A 15,778-nucleotide genomic window follows, 5' to 3' on the forward strand; every position below is an offset into this window, starting at 1 on the left:
TAACAACACCAAGCAAAAATCATTGCCTCCCGGCATTGTAAATACCGGTATTTCGAGCGTATGCTGGTGTCGTCTGAACGGTGCCGCCAGAGCATCGTCGCCGCCGCATTCCTGGCCTGTCGAGCAGGAAGCGGGCCACGCCCCACCGCCGCAAATAGATAGTTGGAGACACAGCATGAAGAAATTGACGTTCCAGCAGAAGTTATGGATTCCCCTGATTTGCAGCCTGTTGTGCATCACCGTTATTTTTGTCTATAACGCCCTGGAAGTGCGCAAGATCCGCATCGAAGAGCGCAGCGCCGACCTGAGCAATGCCGCCGACCTGGGCCTGGGCGCCGTCAAGATGTTCGGCGACCTGGCCGCCAGCGGCGCCTTGACGAAGGAAGAAGCGCAAAAGCAGGCCACGGCCGTCATCAAGAGCATGCGTTTCGGCGAGACCGGTTATTTGTCCATCATCAACCTCGACGCCGTCGTCGTGATGAATCCTGCCGCGCCGCAAACCGATGGCAAGAACATGTCGGATTTTAAGGATGCCAACGGCACCTATCTGTACCGCGACATCGTGGCTGTCGGCAAGAGCGATACGGGCAAGGGCTTCGTTCATTATTATTTCCCCCGTCCCGGCCAGAAGACCCCCGAACCGAAGATGAGCCGCGTGGCGGCCTACAAGCCATGGGCCTGGACCCTGGTGGTGGGCGTGTACATGGACGATATCGACGCGGCCTTCCGCCAGTCGCTGCTGACCTCGCTGGGCGTGCTGGTGCTCGTGTGCGGCTTGCTGGCCGCCGTCGTCGTGGTGATCAATCGCAGCTTGCGCCATGCGCTGGGCGGCGATCCCGAGTATGCGGCCGACGTGGCGGAAAAGATCGCGAATAACGATTTGAGCGGCGTCGTGCGCACGCATGCCAACGATCGCCACAGCGTGCTGTACGCGATGAAAACCATGCAAACCAACCTGGTCGATGCGATCAGCGAAATCCGCCATAGCGCCGAGACGATCGCCACGGCGTCGAGCGAGATCGCCAGCGGCAATATGGACTTGTCGGCGCGCACGGAAATGCAAGCCAGTTCGCTGGAAGAAACGGCTGCCTCGATGGAGGAATTGACCTCGACCGTGACACAAAACGCGGGCAACGCCGTGCAGGCAAATGAGTTGGCGCAGTCCGCTTCCGCCGTGGCCCGCCAGGGCGGCGCCGTGGTGGCGCAAGTGATCGGTACCATGGACACCATCAACGCTTCGTCGCGCAAGATCGTCGACATCATCGGCGTCATCGACGGCATCGCCTTCCAGACGAATATCCTGGCCTTGAACGCGGCTGTGGAAGCGGCGCGCGCCGGCGAACAGGGCCGCGGCTTTGCCGTCGTGGCCAGCGAGGTGCGCAATCTGGCCCAACGCTCGGCTGGCGCAGCGAAGGAAATCAAGGAACTGATCGGCGCTTCCGTCGACAGCATCGCGGCCGGCAGCACGCTTGTCGCACAGGCGGGCACGACCATGGATCAGGTAGTCGCTTCCGTCTCGCGCGTGACCGACATCATGGCCGACATCACGGCCGCCTCGCACGAGCAAAGCACGGGCATCGGCCACGTCAACCAGGCGATCACGGAGATGGATAGCGTGACGCAGCAAAATGCGGCACTGGTGGAAGAGGCGGCGGCAGCGGCGTCGAGCATGCAGGACCAGGCGGCCGTGCTGGCGCAACTGGTGGCGCGCTTCAAACTGTCGGCGCAGGAGCCGGGCACGTCGCCGCGCCTGGCGGCCACTTCGGCTGTCGCACCGCGCGCCGCGGCGAAAAAGCCGCTGCGCAGCCTGGCGGCGCGCTAGGGTTCTACTGGGCTGGTGCCGCCGCTGGCGGCGCCGGTTCGAATTCCAGCTTGTCATCGACGACCACGAATTGCCCGACCGGCTGGCCCAGGTCGGCTTTCGGGTCGTTTTCCATTTCCGTCAGCTCATTGCAGGTATTCGTTTCCGCCTGCCACAACTGCTTGCCCATGCGGATATTCCACAGGCCATCGCCGGCCGCGAACAGCTCGACGGTGATGTCGGCCGGCGCATCCGTGGACAGGGTATGCAAGCGCTGGCATTGCGGCAGATTGGTCGCCATCAGCTGCACCTCCACGGTATCTTGCCAAAAATAACGTTGCTGGCGGCGCACGGTCAGGGAATGGTCTTGCCCATCGAACATGTAGATGGCGAAGTCCTGGACACAGCCTGACAGCAGGACGGACAGCGTGACGATCAGGAGTTTGCGCATGGTCGGCTTTCTTTGTTTGTGCTCGGGAATGTCGGGATGCCTGCGTGACGGCGCTAGTGGGTGCTTGCGCCGCCTTGTTTTTCGCTTACGTGGCATTATATCCATGCATATCAGTTGCGGCGCGACAATAGTTATGCCAAGTTCGCCTGCCCCTACTTATCTACCTGGAAAGACCACGATGATCGACCTGTATTACTGGACCACGCCCAACGGGCACAAAGTGACGATGTTCCTGGAAGAAGCGGGCATCCCCTACAACCTCATTCCCGTGCATATCGGCAAGGGCGAGCAGTTCAAGCCCGAGTTTCTCGCCATCGCGCCGAATAACCGCATTCCCGCCATCGTCGACCAGGCGCCGGAAGATGGCGGCGCGCCGCTGTCGCTGTTCGAGTCTGGCGCGATTTTGCAATACCTGGCCGAGAAAAGCGGGCAATTCCTGCCGGCCGACGTGCGGGGGCGTGCCGAAGTCATGCAATGGCTGTTCTGGCAAATGGGCGGCCTTGGCCCCATGGCCGGGCAAAACCACCATTTCGTGCAATATGCGCCCGAACCGATCGACTACGCCATCACGCGCTACGTCAACGAAACGAACCGGCTATACGGCGTGCTGAACAAGCGCTTGGCGGACCGTGCATTCGTGGCCGGTGACAGCTATTCCATCGCCGACATGGCGATCTACCCGTGGATCGTGCCGCACGAACGCCAGCGCCAGAAGCTGGAAGATTTCCCGCATCTGGCGCGCTGGTTCGCGGCCATTGCCGCCCGTCCCGCCACCGTGCGCGCGTATGCGCGGGCGGCAGAAATCAATGTGCAGCCGACCGTCAGCGGCGATGCGAAAAGCGTGCTCTTCGGCCAGACGGCGAAGACGGTGGCTTGAGCAACGGTTAATTGCCCCGGTACGTGGAAAAGCCGAAAGGGCTGAGCAGCAGCGGAATGTGATAGTGCTGGTCAGTCTTTTCTACGTGGAATTGCACGGGGATTTCCGGGAAAAAAGTTTCCTGTTTCAGGCGCGCATAGTGCTCGCCTGTCTTGAACACGATGCGGTAATCGCCCGCCTGCATGGGCGCATCCACCGGATACATGGCCGCGATGCGCCCCTGCGCATTCGTCACGGCACTGCCCAGTTGTTGCCAGCCTTCACCGTTCTTTTGCTCCAGGGTGACCGTCACGCCCGCCGTCGGCTGGCCGCTCTGCAAGTCGAGGATGTGCACGCTCAAGGGATTGGCGGCGGCCAGGGCCATGCTGGACAGGCTGGCGAAGGCCAGGGCGGCGGTGATTTGTTTCAGTGTGCTCATCGTCGTATCTTTCAGTTTAAAGGGTAGGGGAATCGAGTTCAGGGATGGCGGCCAGGGCGGCATGGGCGCAGGCCCGGTCTTGCAGGGCGCCACCGCCACCGGCCACGCCGATGGCGCCGACTACTTCGCCCTTGCTTCGCAAGGGCAGGCCGCCGCCCAGCAGCAACAGTTCCGGCACGGTCGTCAAATTGGCCATGTCGGGATTGCCGCGTGCGGCCACGGCCAGCGCCTGGGTATCATTCTTGGTGGACAGGGCCGTGTAGGCCTTGCGCCGGCTCGCATCCGTGTTGTGCGGCCCGACGCCATCGGCGCGCTGCACAGCGACAATATTGCCGCCACGATCGAGCACGGTGACGACGATGTGCCGTCCTTGCGCCTGGCATGCGGCCATGGCAGCATCGGCCAGCTTGTTGGCCGCCGCCAGCGAGAGGTCATCGACCTTGCGCAATTGAGCGTGCGCTGGGCTGGCCAGCAGGCACAGCAGGGTACTGCCGAGTAACAGGGTTTTCATGTGGCTGTCCGTTGAGTAAAGTGACGCCAGTATGGCCAGTGTTGCCCTACGAGAAGATGATCGCCGCATGACATTTTTATCATCCGCAGCGGTTTGCACGCGGCGTAAAATGGTTCAACTTCCCACAAGAAAGCCCCTACCCATGCGCATCCTGGTCATTGAAGACGAACCGAAGACGGGCGACTATCTGCTGCGTGGCCTGGCCGAGTCCGGCTTTACGGTGAGCCTGGCGCGCAATGGCCGCGACGGCCTGCATATGGCCAGCAGCGAGGCGCCCGATCTCATCGTGCTCGACGTGATGCTGCCCATCATGGATGGCTGGCAAGTCTTGCGCGCGCTGCGGCTGCAGGAGGGGGGCGCCGAGGTGCCCGTGATTTTCCTCACGGCGCGCGACGAAGTACAGGACCGGGTCAAAGGGCTGGAACTGGGCGCCGACGATTACCTGGTGAAACCGTTCGCGTTTGCCGAATTGGTGGCGCGCATCCGCACCCTGCTGCGGCGCGGGCCGCCGCGCGAAGACGACGTCATCCGGATCGGCGACATGGAAATCGACGTGATGAAACGCAAGGTGAGCCGGCAAGGCCAGCGCATCACCCTGACGGCCAAGGAATTCGGCTTGCTGCATTTATTGGCGCGGCGCCAGGGCGAGGTGCTGTCGCGCTCCATCATCGCCTCGCAAGTGTGGGACATCAATTTCGAGAGCGACACCAACGTCATCGACGCGGCCATCCGCCGCCTGCGCAGCAAGCTCGACGACCCGTTCGAACCCAAGCTGATCCACACTTTGCGGGGCATGGGCTATGTCTGCGAATTGCGCTCTCCCACGGTCCCTGACAGTGGCGCGCCCGCATGAAATTGGCGCAACTTCGCCGCTCGCTGACCCTGCGCGTCACGCTCGTCTTCGTACTGATCGTGGCGCTCGTGTCGGCCGGGCTGGGCATGCATTTGTACCGTTCATTTGTCGCGGAAATCGAGCGCCGCGACGATATTTTATTGCTGGGGAAACTGCGGCAGATCCAGCAGCTGCTGGGCAATGCGGGTACCCTCGACATCATCCGCGAGCGGCCCCAGTATTTCCGCGACACCATGAGCGGGCAAGAGAACTCGCTGGTGCGCATCGTGCGCGCCGATGGCACGCGTTTGATCGATGTCAATCCGAACGGCGAGACGGTGGCGCATCCTGTGCCCGTGGCCGTCGATGCGCCCGTGACAAACAACGATATCGTCAGCTGGACCAGCCGCGACGGTTATCCAGCACGCGTGGTGGCGGCCAGCGCGCGCATCGGCGACCCGGCGCAGATGGCGGACATCTCCGTCGCCAGGGTATACGGCGACCGCACGGCCATGTTCGCCGCCTACCGTTGGCAGATCGTCGTCTCGGTGGCCGTCAGCGCGCTGGTGGCGGCACTGTTGGCGAGCCTGATGCTGCTGCGGGGGCTGCGGCCGCTGCGCAATATCGCCGCCCATGCGGCCCTCGTGCGGCCGGGCAAGCTGGAGCAGCAACTCGATGCGCGCGGCGCGCCGACGGAACTCTTGCCGCTGATCCAGGCCCTGAACGCCATGCTGGCGCGGCTGCAGGAAGGCTATGCGCGGCTGTCGCAATTTTCCGCCGACCTGGCGCATGAATTCCGCACGCCCGTCACCAATCTGCTGGGGCAAAGCCAGGTGATGCTGGCCCGCCCGCGCAGCGCGCACGAGTATGAACAGCTGGTGTCATCGAATGTGGAGGAGCTGGAACGGCTGTCGCGCATGATCGACAGCATGCTGTTTTTGGCCCGTGCGCAGCAGGATGAAATGGTACTCGTCAAGCAAGTCTTGCCCGTGCAGGACGAGTTTTTGCGCCTGGCCGATTTCTTTGAGGGACTGGCCGAAGAGCGCGAGCTGGCGCTGGCTTGCCACGGCAGCGGCACGGTGACGGCCGAGCCGCAACTGCTGCGCCGTGCGCTCGGCAATTTGCTGTCGAACGCCATCCGCCACGCGGCGCCCGGCAGCACGATACTGCTGCGTTCGCATGCGACGAACGAGGGTGTGGAACTGAGCGTAAGCAACCTCGGCTCCGCCATCCCCGCGCGCCACTTGCCCCATTTGTTCGAGCGTTTCTACCGCGCCGACCCGGCCCGCAGCGACTCGGCCGCTTCCACAGGCTTAGGGCTGGCCATCGTCACGGCCATCATGCAGTTGCATGGCGGCAGCGCGACCGTGGCATCGGACGCGGCCGCCACGACGTTTACTTTAGTGTTTCCGCTCGAGGACTGTAGGTCGGATTAGCGCGCAAGCGCGTAATCCGACATCACGCGCCAACCATATTGTCGGATTACGGTCCTGCGGACCTAATCCGACCTACGCCGTAAAGCATGGTCATGGGGCCGTCAACCCATCTCCACCAAAAACTCATGCATGCCCGTATGCGGCAACTGCGCACACGCGGGCGCGAAATGCGGCAATTGGCCCCACAGCAGCGGGTTGCCGACGATGTACACATGGTGCTGCGCGCGCGTGAGGGCCACGTTGAGCAAGTTCGGCGTGGCTGCCGCCCACTGGGCGGCACCGGCCGTGCTGTCATCGGCGCCGAGGACCAGCATCACCACGCTTTGCTCCTTGCCTTGGAAGGTATGCACGGTGCCCACCATCTGGCTGCTCCACTGGCGCAATTCGCGCGCCGTCGGCGCCTTGCCGTAGCCGAGGCGGCGGTCCCAGTCCATGTCGACGATGCGCGAGCGCAATTCGTTGCGCACGGCCTTGAACGGCGTGATCACGTACATGTCGGGCAACTTGCCGTCGCGGCGATACAGCTTCAGCAGCACTTCCAGCACGAAATCGAGTTGCACGGGCACGACCTGCTTGTAGCTGACAGGACCGGCGGCGTCGATCCAGCAGCTGGGGCCACGCGTGAGTCCCCGCGCGCCGGCCGGCGGCGTGCGCTCGGCTAGCCCGTAGACCATCTTGTCTTCATAGGCGATGGCGTTGGCCAGCGAAAACATCGGTTCCACGCAGCGGCGGTGCACGCGCAGGGGGCTGCCGATCCACAGGGGCTGCGCGCTATTGGCGCCGACAGTCGCACCATAGCGGTTGGCCTTGTCCGCCAGAGTCTGCACGGAAACGGAAGTCGGCGCGTAACTGCCATCCTGCGTGTGCGGCGACAGGGCGGACAAGGTTTGCACGAGGCGGCCCGGCACCGTGAACACGGGTTCGATCTGCAGCGGGTCGCCCACGACGACGGCGCGCTTGGCACGCCACAGGCTGCCCAGCGCCGCTTGCGGCACGGCCTGGCCCGCCTCGTCGATGAACAGCCAGCCCAGCGATTCGGGACCCATGCCCTGGAACTGGCGCGCGAACGAGGCAAACGTTGTCGACACGACGGGCACGACCATGAACAGGCTGTGCCAGACCATGGCGATGTGCGACTGGTCATAGGCGCGCTTATTTTTCAGCAATTTCGACACGGCCAGCAAGTTGCCGCCAAAGCCGGGACCGCCTTTCTTTGCCACTTCCGCCAGCCATGCCTCGTGCAGGGCCAGAGCCTTGGCGAACAGGCGCGAGCGCAGGCGCGCCAGGGCCGGTTCATGCCACAGGCCGCCAATTTGCAGCGCGTCGCCGTCCAGCTCGTCCAGGGTTGCCGGTGCGGCGATGGTGGGGAAGCGCATGCGCGCGCGGCGCAGCAGTTCCGTGCTGTCATCCCATTCGCGCTGGCGCGATTGCGCCGTGCGCAGGGCGATGTGCAGGCTGTTGCGCGCGCGTTCGCAGCGCGGCTCCAGCTCGCCTTTCAGCAGCAGCTTGATGGCGGACACGTCGCGCGCGGCCTGGCGCTGCGCTTCGGCGTTGGCGACGACGGCATCCTTGTAGGCGCGCGCCGGTGCCGTGCGGAACAGGCGGGCAAAGAAGCCGGGCTGCGTCAGCGCCACCAGGCGTTCCTCTTCCAGCAATTCCTTCTTGCTGGCGAGCAGGGTGTCCTGCTGCGCCAGCGCGCCGGACAAGGCGCCATTGGCCGCATCCATCTCTTGCTCGGCCGCAATCAGCGCTTGCTGGCTGGCCTGCATGAAGTCGGCTTCCGTGCACGTGCCCACGGCTTGCCACAGGGCCGCGTACTGGGCGTGCTCGGCCAGCGCCTTTTCCACCACGTGTTCCGTCTCGCGGAATTCGCGCGCGGCTTGGGCGAAGCTCACGCCCTGGTGGCTGGCCAGCCACTGGCGGATATTTTGCGCATTCGGCGTCTTGCGCGCCGTGGTCTTGTCCCAGTCGTCGTCATAGAAATTGCTGACGAAGCGGCGGCGGTTCGCGCTATTGCCCAGCGCGCAGGACATCAAGCCCCATGGCGCTTCCGCTTCGCCCAGGGCGCGGTTGGCGCCATTGCCATCGGCCACGACCCGGCGCGCCACGCTTTCAAAGTAGCGCGTGCGCGCCCATTCCTTGCCCAGCTGCTTGGGTTTTGGCAGGTCGCCGGAAATGTTTTCCACGGCTGCATTGTTCGACGAAGCGACGACCATTTCAAAGCCCGTCAGTTCCGGGCGCAAGCGGGCGATGGTGATCGGGTCGCGCACGCCTTCGAAGGCCACGGCCACCTTGCCGATGAAGGCGTCGCCGGCGCGATCGAGGCAGGACAGCACGCTGGCCCGGCGCACGATGTTGTCGGCGAACAATTCGCGCAACAAGGTCGTCTTGCCCGTGCCCGGTGGGCCATTGACGGAAAAGATGCCGCGTTCGCTCAAACCCGTGCGCGCGCCGTGGATGGCGAACTGCTGCATCAGGCTCATGGCGTAGCTGGCGTCTTCCAGCCAGTGTCCCCGGTTCATATTGCCCGGATTGAGCATGGCGGCCAGCGCCTGGCGGCCGGCCGGGCTGTACAGGTCGATGCGCTCATCCTGCGCCAGCGGCGTCAGGTAGGCGGCGACCGTCGCGGGCAACTTGCCGCCACGCAAGGCGCGGATGATCTGTTCCAGGTCATCGAGGTAAAAACTGTTGAGGATATCGATCGACGGTTCCACCGCGTCGCCAAAGTCCAGGCTGCGGTTCTGGCTGGATTCAAGCGCATCGGTTTCCGTGGCCGTTGCGCGTTTCTTGCGCGTACGCAATTCCAGCACGGCCAGCGGCTGGCCGGCGGACGGGTGGAAGCCGGCCCAGTCGCGCAGCAGGTCGGCCAGGGCCGCGATTTCCATGCCGGACAGGGGAGAGGAGACATTGCCGGCCTCGTCCGTCACTTGCTGTGGCGTGCGGCTGGCCGCGAAGTTGCGCAGGCTGTCCTGCAGCGCCAGCTGGCTGTCGCTGAAGGCGTCCAGGCTCAGGCCAGACCAGTCCGGCGTGCGGGCACGGCCCAGCGCCCACGGCAAGGTCGACACGGACACCGGATCGAACTGCGGCTCGCCCAGCGCATTGAGATTGAGGCGGGCAAAGCACGAGCGTCCAAGCAACTCTGTTTTTTCTGTTTCGGCAATGTTTTCCGTGCCAGTGGCTGGCGGACAAGCCTTGTTGATTTCGGCCTTGTCGAACACGCCGAGGAACAATGAAAAGCCGTCGATCTCGCGGTCGGACGGTACTTGCCATTGCGTGGCGAACTGCGGCGGCAATTGCGCCAGCTGTTCGCGGTGCAGGAGACGCACGCTGGACTGGTCTTCAACGTCCGTGATTTGATTCAGGTCAAACGGGATAAAAAATTCGATCTTGTGCCAATACTCCAGGATAGCCAGGAGGCGCTGCTGTTCTGCCTGATTCATGATGACCAATATTTTGTAAAGCGAGCGAGGATTGTAAAGCGTATGCGCGGTGCACGTTTTGCACTTTTGTCTATTGCGCGGGCTTTACGGCAAAAAAAGTGGTATTGGCAGACGAAAAAAAGCCAGGCAGCAACTTCCTGCCTGGCCTTCCCCCGTTGCGATGTTGCTGAGGGTTAAAACTCGTGCATTAAAACTCTTCCCATTCGCTCTCGGCGGCCGCATTGCTGCGGCGTGCCGGCGCGGCCGCGACGGCCTTGCGCGCTGGCGCTGGCTTGGCCGCGGGGCGTGCGATGGCGGGCGCTGCTGGTGCCGTGCGTACAGGCGCCAGCTTGGCTGCGCTGGCGACATGGTTGCCGGTTTTAAAGAATCCGACCACATGCGCCAGTTCGCCCGCCTGGTCCTGCATGCTTTGCGAGGCGGCTGCCGCTTCTTCCACCAGGGCCGCGTTTTGCTGCGTCACTTCATCCATCTGGGCAATGGCCATGTTGATCTGTTCGATGCCGATGGTCTGCTCGTGCGTGGCGGACGTGATCTCGCCCATGATGTCGGTCACGCGCACGATGCTGTCGACAATGTCGCCCATGGTCTGGCCCGCTTCATTGACGAGGCGCGAACCCGTGTCCACGTTGGCGACGGAGGCGGCGATCAACTCCTTGATTTCCTTCGCCGCGCCAGCCGAGCGCTGCGCCAGGTTGCGCACTTCCGAGGCCACGACGGCAAAACCGCGTCCCTGTTCGCCCGCGCGCGCCGCTTCGACGGCCGCGTTCAAGGCCAGGATGTTGGTCTGGAAGGCTATGCCGTCGATGACGCCGATGATGTCGACGATCTTGCGCGACGAGGCGTTGATGGTGCCCATGGTGTCGACCACTTGAGAAACGATGCTGCCGCCGCGCACGGCCACTTCCGATGCGCTTTTCGCCAGCTGGTTCGCCTGGCGCGCATTGTCCGCGTTCTGCTTCACGGTCGAGGTCAGCTCTTCCATGGCCGACGCCGTTTCTTCCAGCGAGCTGGCTTGCTCTTCCGTGCGAGACGACAGGTCGAGGTTACCGGCGGCAATTTCGCTCGATGCCGTGGAGATCGCATCCGTGCCGTTGCGCACTTGCGCCACCACGCCCAGCAGGCTGGTATTCATGGCTTTCAGGGCGCCCAGCAGGCGACCCGTTTCATCGCTGGAATTGACGACGATGTGCGACGACAAGTCGCCCGAGGCCACGGTTTCGGCCACGCTGACGGCCGCATTGATGGGCTGGGTAATCGAGCGCGTGATGATCCACGCAACAAAAGCGCCCAGCAGCACGGCCACGCTGCCCAAGGTAATCATGGAGGCGCGCGCGCTGTTGCTCAGCGTTTCGGCTTCCGTTGCCGCCTGCGCCGCCTGCTCGCCTTCATACGCGACCAGGCTGTCGAGCGCGCCCAGCACGCGCTTCAAGCTCGGTGCCGCCTGCTGCGTCAGGAAGGCGATCGCTTCGTCTGTCTGGCCCGCATTGCGCAGTTCGATGACCTTGTTGTTCAGCGGCGCGCCCGATTTCAGGGCCGCGTCCAGCTCGGCCATCAGCGCCGTTTCCTTGTCCGTCGAGATTTTCTTTTGCAAGGTTTCCTTGGCGGCGCCGTATTTCTTGCGCGACTCGCCGATCTTTGCCAGTTCCGCCTGCACCAGCGCTTCCGTCGGCGCCACGACAATGCTCGTGATCGCCAGGGTAATGTTGCGCACGTTGTCGCTCATGGTATTGGCGGCCGCCATTTTGACGTTCTTGTCGGCCACGATGTCGTGCGTGCGCGCGCTCAGTTGTCCCATGGAATACAAGCCGACGAGCAAGACAGCCACCAGCAGGCCGAGGACGACAGCAAACCCGATCCCGAGCCGGGTGCCGATTTTGAATTGTGTGAGTGACATGATTGCTTTCGTATTGCGGAAGTGAGGGAAAACATCGGACAGGCCGGGGCTACGGGTTTATACGTAGCGGCGGCTAGCCTGTAATTGTTCCTCAAAATTCCGCACTGCAATACAAAAACTTGTATCAAGTCCGTGAAAAGCTGAAAAACTGGTAGCAACTTGATTAAGTTGTCGTGTGGAAACAACGAGCGCGGTGCTGATGCGGGTTCAGCTTTCCGGAAACACGTGGGTGGCGAGGAAATCGATGAAGGCGCGCAGTTTCGGCGTCAGATGGCGGCTGCTGGGCCACAGGATGCGGAAGGCGCCGTCGTGCTGGCGGTGCGCGTCCAGCACCGGCTGCAAGCGGCCCGCGGCCAGCGCCGCGCGCACGGCAAAGTCGGGCAGGGCGGCGATGCCCAGGCCGCTTTCGGCAAAGTGCAGCAAGGTGTCGACATTGTTGCAGTGGAGCAGAGACGGCAAGCCGGCCGCATGCAGGGCAGGCCACTCGGGCAGGGGCCAGGCCTCGACCTTGCCGCTGCTGGGAAATTTGTACAGCAAACAAGTGTGCTGCGCGAGGTCGGCGGGGAGCAGCGGCATGGCGTGCTGCGCCAGGTAGGCGGGCGCGGCCACCAGTTGCAGCTGGAACTGGCCCAGCTGGCGGCTCATCAAACGGCTGTCGGCGCTCTCTCCCGCGCGCACGACGGCGTCATAGCCTTCCTCGATCACGTCGACCCGGCGGTCGCTGAAGTCGAGGTCGAGTTCCACCAGCGGATAGGCGCGCGCGAACGCAGCCAGCACGGGATTGAGCAGGCTGCCCACCTGCGGCAAGCTGACGCGCAGCCGGCCTTGCGGCGCGCTCTTGCTGTTCGATAACTCCAGCTCGGCCGCTTCGATCTCGCCCAGGATGCGCCGGCAGCGTTCCAGGAACACGGTGCCTTCGCTCGTGAGCGCGATGCTGCGCGTGCTGCGGTGAAACAGGCGCACACCGAGGCGCTCTTCCAGCCGCGCGATGCTCTTGCCCACGGCCGAGGCGGAAATGCCGAGCACGCGGCCCGCCGCGACAAAACTGCGCATTTCGGCCGCCTGCACGAAGGCCGTGAATCCCGCCAGGTTATCCATGTCGATCCTCATTGATTGCGGATGCCAACGTCCGCACACACAGAAACTATAGCCTGTTTTTCTTTGATCGCACCTGCCTTACCTTGGCAGCCTGATCATTTGAAAGGCTACGCCATGATGTACAACTTCTCTCCCGCGGCCTTGTCCGCCCGTATCGATCCCTTGCTGGACGCAGTCTTGCAGCAGCAGCGCCTGGTGGGCGCCGTCGTGCTGGTGCGCCAGCGTGGCCAGGACATTTACCGCCGCGCGGCCGGCCACCTGGACCGCGAGGCGGGTACGCCCATGGTTGAAGATGCCGTCTTCCGCCTGGCGTCCGTCAGCAAGCCTATCGTGTCGACGGCCGCGCTGGCGCTGGTGGGGCAGGGCCGGCTGGGCCTGGACGACCTGGTGACGCGCTGGCTGCCGTATTTTGCGCCGCGCCAGCCGGACGGTATGGTGGCGGCCATCACCGTGCGCCACTTGCTTACGCACACGGCCGGGCTCGACTATGGCTTTTTCCAGCCGCCGGGAGGCGTGTATGCGCAAGCCGGGGTGTCCGACGGCATGGATGCCTCCCGTATTTCCCTGGAGGGCAACCTGCGCCGCCTGGCCACGGTGCCACTCGCGTATGCGCCGGGCGAGCGGTGGGCATACTCGATTGCCACCGATGTGCTGGGCGCCGTCATCGAACAGGCGGCCGGCATGCCGCTGGCGCACGCCGTGGAATATCTGGTGACGGTGCCGCTGGCCATGCGCGACACGGGTTTTGTGGCTGCCGACCCGGCGCGTCTGGTCGTCGCGTATGTGGACCGCGCAGCGGGAGAATCCCGGCCGCGCCGCTTGCGCGACGAGGGTGAAGACCATCTGCCGTTTCTCGATGGCATGGCAGGTTTTACCCTGTCACCGGCGCGCGCCCGCGACGCTCAGGCGTATCCATCGGGCGGCGCGGGCATGGTCGGCTCGGCGCCCGATTTCATGCGTTTGCTGGAAACCCTGCGCCTGGGGGGCGCGCCGCTGCTGCCAGCCGATCTGGCGCAGCAGATGGGCACGAGTCAGACCGGTGCCTTCGATTTGCCGTTCTGGCCGGGGCGGGGCTTTGGCCTCGGTTTTACCATGTTGACGGACCCGCTTGCCGCCGCCACGCCGGAGTCGGTGGGTACGTGGCGCATGGGCGGCACATATGGCCATTCGTGGTTTGTCGATCCGGCGCAGGAATTGTCCGTGGTGGCGTTTACGAATACCGCATTGGAAGGCATGGCGGGACCGTTCGTGGCGGAACTGTGCCAGGCAGTGTATGGCGCCAAGGAAACGCCATGACCCGCCCGCACCCGATCGTCTTCCTCGCGCTGGGCCTGTTCGGCGTGTACTGCATCGAGTTTGGCGTGGTCGGCATCTTGCCGATGATCATGCAGCGCTACGGCGTGACGGCCGCGCAGGCGGGTTCCTTGGTGAGCCTGTTCGCCCTCGTGATCGCCGTGGGCGGCCCCTTCCTCGTGCTGCTGGCCACGCGCTGGCGCCGCAAGCGTGTGTTGATCGTTTCCCTGCTCGTCTTCGCGCTGGCCAGCGTGGTGTCGGCGTATGCGCCCCGCTTCGAGCTGCTGCTGGCGCTGCGTATCGTGCCGGCCCTGTTCCACCCTGTGTATTTCTCGCTGGCGATGGTGGCGGCCGCCGCCCTGTACCCGCCGCAACAGGCGGCGCGGGCCGGCGCGCATGCGTTCACGGGTACCAGCATGGGCATGGTGCTGGGCATCCCGCTCACCACGTGGATCGCCGCCCAATATGGCTACGAGGCATCGTTCCTTGCCTGCGCCCTCGTCAACGCGCTGGCGGCGCTGGGACTATATCTGTTCTTGCCGGACACGCCGCGCGAGGCGCCGATGGCGTATGGCCGCCAGCTGGCCGTGCTGCGCAAACCGGCCCTGTGGTTCGCCATTGCCGCCGCCGTGCTCGTGTTTGCCGCCATGTTTGCCGTGTATGCCTATGCGGCCGCGTATCTGCAGCAGGAAGCGGGCTTGTCGGCGCGCCAGACGGGGCTGGCGCTGGTGGTGTTTGGTATCGGTGGCGTGGCGGGCAATCTGTTCGCGGGGCGCCAGCTGGGCATGCACGTGTTGCGCACGGTGCTGCTGCAGCCCGTGCTGCTGGGGCTGGCATACTGGCTGCTGTACCAGTATGCGGGCACGGGTATCCGCTGGCTGGCGCTGTCCGTCTTGCTGCTGTTCTGGGGCGCGGCGCATACGAGCGGGCTGATCGTCACGCAAGTGTGGCTCAGCAGCGAAGCGCGCGAGGCGCCGGCGTTTGCCATCGGCGTGTACATCGCCGCCATCAACCTGGGCGTGACGGTGGGCGCAATGGCGGGCGGCATCGCCATCGAGTCCTACGGCATGCCGGGGGCGCTGGCGTGCGGCGCGCTGCTGGGTATGCTGGCGCTGGCGGCGATTGCCGGGAAAGCGTGGCTGTACCGTGCGCCGTCAGTCGGCAAGATGGTTGGGGATGCGAAACAGTAAATCCGTGTCGCCAATGTCCACGCCCGCTTGCGACAGCAGGGTGCTGGCCTGGCCCCGGTGATGCGTCTGGTGATTAAAGAAATGCATGAGCAGGCTGAAAAACTCGCGCCGGTTCGGCCCCTTGCTGTTGCGGTAGTCGAGCAGGTGATCGAGGTCCGCTTCCGTGATGGAGGCGGCCCAGTCGATGATGAGCTGGTCCAGCCATTGCCGGTGCGCGTGCATGGCGGCAAAATCCTCGGCCGCGAACAGCGGGTGCGTGAGCGACGCGGGCGGCGTGATGGCGCGGATGGGGTCGAGCAAGGGGAAGCCGGCCGGGTGCTTCGCATAGCGCTGCAGCCACAGAGTGTCGCCCACCATCACGTGATTCAGGGTGGCCAGCAGGGAACCAAAAAAGGCACCCCGCTCGCGCTCCAGCTCGCCGGGCGGCAGGCCTGCCGCCGCAGCATAGACCTTGGCATTCATCCACTGGTTGTAATCGGCCATCAGGCAAATGTGGGCGCAACGGCTCATGCTGGACTCCTTCAGTGGATGAATGCT

General features: G+C 64.2%; 13 protein-coding genes. 6 read left to right on the forward strand and 7 right to left on the reverse strand.

Going from position 1 to position 15,778, the window contains the following annotated elements:
- The first annotated feature begins 175 nt into the window (after positions 1–175).
- Positions 176–1,822: a methyl-accepting chemotaxis protein gene (locus AC54AG_RS26175; RefSeq protein ID WP_496632227.1), complete on the forward strand. Its 1,647-nt coding sequence runs from the start codon at positions 176–178 to the stop codon at positions 1,820–1,822.
- 4 nt (positions 1,823–1,826) lie between these two features.
- Here AC54AG_RS26175 and AC54AG_RS26180 read toward each other — a convergent pair whose 3' ends face one another.
- Positions 1,827–2,252: a hypothetical protein gene (locus tag AC54AG_RS26180; protein WP_034754379.1), complete on the reverse strand. Its 426-nt coding sequence runs from the start codon at positions 2,250–2,252 to the stop codon at positions 1,827–1,829.
- 178 nt (positions 2,253–2,430) lie between these two features.
- On the opposite strand from AC54AG_RS26180, the gene AC54AG_RS26185 reads away from it, so the two are divergent.
- Entirely contained in the window at positions 2,431–3,129 is a 699-nt protein-coding gene (locus AC54AG_RS26185; RefSeq protein WP_128140559.1) for a glutathione binding-like protein, read from the forward strand.
- A 7-nt stretch (positions 3,130–3,136) separates the two neighbouring features.
- Here AC54AG_RS26185 and uraH read toward each other — a convergent pair whose 3' ends face one another.
- Entirely contained in the window at positions 3,137–3,547 is a 411-nt protein-coding gene (uraH, locus tag AC54AG_RS26190) for a hydroxyisourate hydrolase (RefSeq protein WP_034754375.1), read from the reverse strand.
- Between the two features lie 16 nt (positions 3,548–3,563).
- Positions 3,564–4,058 carry a GlcG/HbpS family heme-binding protein gene (locus AC54AG_RS26195; protein WP_331779009.1) on the reverse strand — a complete coding sequence of 165 codons (495 nt, stop codon included), beginning with the start codon at positions 4,056–4,058 and terminating at the stop codon, positions 3,564–3,566.
- A gap of 142 nt (positions 4,059–4,200) precedes the next feature.
- Between AC54AG_RS26195 and AC54AG_RS26200 the strand changes: the two genes are divergently transcribed.
- Positions 4,201–4,911, forward strand: a complete 711-nt coding sequence (locus tag AC54AG_RS26200; protein ID WP_496632231.1) for a heavy metal response regulator transcription factor — start codon at positions 4,201–4,203, stop codon at positions 4,909–4,911.
- Positions 4,908–6,326: a heavy metal sensor histidine kinase gene (locus tag AC54AG_RS26205; protein WP_496632233.1), complete on the forward strand. Its 1,419-nt coding sequence runs from the start codon at positions 4,908–4,910 to the stop codon at positions 6,324–6,326. The genes AC54AG_RS26200 and AC54AG_RS26205 overlap by 4 nt, the downstream gene beginning before the upstream one ends.
- Positions 6,327–6,427: 101 nt before the next feature.
- Here AC54AG_RS26205 and AC54AG_RS26210 read toward each other — a convergent pair whose 3' ends face one another.
- The 3 genes from AC54AG_RS26210 to AC54AG_RS26220 form a co-directional block, all read right to left on the reverse strand.
- Positions 6,428–9,766 (reverse strand): DEAD/DEAH box helicase, encoded by a 3,339-nt coding sequence (locus tag AC54AG_RS26210; RefSeq protein WP_496632235.1) that lies wholly within the window; start codon positions 9,764–9,766, stop codon positions 6,428–6,430.
- 187 nt (positions 9,767–9,953) lie between these two features.
- Positions 9,954–11,660: a methyl-accepting chemotaxis protein gene (locus tag AC54AG_RS26215; RefSeq protein ID WP_331779011.1), complete on the reverse strand. Its 1,707-nt coding sequence runs from the start codon at positions 11,658–11,660 to the stop codon at positions 9,954–9,956.
- Positions 11,661–11,867: 207 nt separating this feature from the next.
- A complete protein-coding gene (locus AC54AG_RS26220) occupies positions 11,868–12,758 on the reverse strand; it encodes a LysR family transcriptional regulator (protein ID WP_496632238.1) in 891 nt (296 codons plus the stop codon).
- 114 nt (positions 12,759–12,872) lie between these two features.
- Between AC54AG_RS26220 and AC54AG_RS26225 the strand changes: the two genes are divergently transcribed.
- Together AC54AG_RS26225 and AC54AG_RS26230 are read left to right on the forward strand one after the other, a co-directional pair.
- Positions 12,873–14,054 carry a serine hydrolase domain-containing protein gene (locus AC54AG_RS26225; protein WP_496632240.1) on the forward strand — a complete coding sequence of 394 codons (1,182 nt, stop codon included), beginning with the start codon at positions 12,873–12,875 and terminating at the stop codon, positions 14,052–14,054.
- Positions 14,051–15,241, forward strand: coding sequence for an MFS transporter (locus AC54AG_RS26230; protein WP_496632242.1), 1,191 nt, complete (start codon positions 14,051–14,053; stop codon positions 15,239–15,241). Before AC54AG_RS26225 ends, AC54AG_RS26230 begins: the two co-directional genes overlap by 4 nt.
- Here AC54AG_RS26230 and AC54AG_RS26235 read toward each other — a convergent pair.
- The gene (locus tag AC54AG_RS26235) at positions 15,206–15,751 is read right to left on the reverse strand and encodes a DinB family protein (RefSeq protein ID WP_496632244.1); all 546 of its coding nucleotides are present in this window, start codon (positions 15,749–15,751) and stop codon (positions 15,206–15,208) included. The two genes, AC54AG_RS26230 and AC54AG_RS26235, sit on opposite strands and share 36 nt — an antisense overlap.
- Positions 15,752–15,778 lie beyond the last annotated feature (27 nt).

Source organism: Janthinobacterium sp. BCJ23 (assembly GCF_059617945.1).

Coding starts and splice junctions, on each gene's coding strand:
- AC54AG_RS26175 (WP_496632227.1), top strand. CDS start 176: ATGAAGAAATTGACGTTCCAGCAGAAGTTATGGATTCCCCTGATTTGC.
- AC54AG_RS26180 (WP_034754379.1), bottom strand. CDS start 2,252: ATGCGCAAACTCCTGATCGTCACGCTGTCCGTCCTGCTGTCAGGCTGT.
- AC54AG_RS26185 (WP_128140559.1), top strand. CDS start 2,431: ATGATCGACCTGTATTACTGGACCACGCCCAACGGGCACAAAGTGACG.
- uraH (WP_034754375.1), bottom strand. CDS start 3,547: ATGAGCACACTGAAACAAATCACCGCCGCCCTGGCCTTCGCCAGCCTG.
- AC54AG_RS26195 (WP_331779009.1), bottom strand. CDS start 4,058: ATGAAAACCCTGTTACTCGGCAGTACCCTGCTGTGCCTGCTGGCCAGC.
- AC54AG_RS26200 (WP_496632231.1), top strand. CDS start 4,201: ATGCGCATCCTGGTCATTGAAGACGAACCGAAGACGGGCGACTATCTG.
- AC54AG_RS26205 (WP_496632233.1), top strand. CDS start 4,908: ATGAAATTGGCGCAACTTCGCCGCTCGCTGACCCTGCGCGTCACGCTC.
- AC54AG_RS26210 (WP_496632235.1), bottom strand. CDS start 9,766: ATGAATCAGGCAGAACAGCAGCGCCTCCTGGCTATCCTGGAGTATTGG.
- AC54AG_RS26215 (WP_331779011.1), bottom strand. CDS start 11,660: ATGTCACTCACACAATTCAAAATCGGCACCCGGCTCGGGATCGGGTTT.
- AC54AG_RS26220 (WP_496632238.1), bottom strand. CDS start 12,758: ATGGATAACCTGGCGGGATTCACGGCCTTCGTGCAGGCGGCCGAAATG.
- AC54AG_RS26225 (WP_496632240.1), top strand. CDS start 12,873: ATGATGTACAACTTCTCTCCCGCGGCCTTGTCCGCCCGTATCGATCCC.
- AC54AG_RS26230 (WP_496632242.1), top strand. CDS start 14,051: ATGACCCGCCCGCACCCGATCGTCTTCCTCGCGCTGGGCCTGTTCGGC.
- AC54AG_RS26235 (WP_496632244.1), bottom strand. CDS start 15,751: ATGAGCCGTTGCGCCCACATTTGCCTGATGGCCGATTACAACCAGTGG.